1 protein-coding gene is annotated in these 300 nt (G+C 75.0%); it reads right to left on the bottom strand.

What is annotated here, in order from left to right; all coding sequences use genetic code 11:
• The coding region (locus tag NE591_RS14475; RefSeq protein WP_256157013.1) for a hypothetical protein at positions 1–300 on the bottom strand (300 nt) is incomplete at both ends.

Below are 300 nucleotides of genomic sequence, written 5' to 3'. Positions count from 1 at the left end.
CGGCGCGTGGCCGCGTTGCCCACCTCCCAGGCCGCCAACGCCGCAGAGAGAACCGTTCGCGGCGGGCTCCTCTCCGAGACAAGGCTGCGCTGGGCGAACTGAACGGCCCGCGCGCGAGCGCCCCGCTGCGCCCAGGCCCAGGCGATCATGGCGTTGATATCCGCCCGGGCAGCCATTTGGGTGCGGGTCGCCGATTCGTAGAGCTCGCACACCTCGACGGCCGCGCCGCCCCACAGGGCCGCCCAGCCGTTCGCCGCCAGCCACCGGCCTCGAGCTCGGCGAGCGCGTCCGGAGCGGTCG

Source organism: Adlercreutzia sp. DFI.6.23 (genome assembly GCF_024462535.1).
GTDB lineage: Bacteria > Actinomycetota > Coriobacteriia > Coriobacteriales > Eggerthellaceae > Adlercreutzia > Adlercreutzia rubneri.
This window is presented reverse-complemented; position numbering and strand designations above follow the sequence as displayed.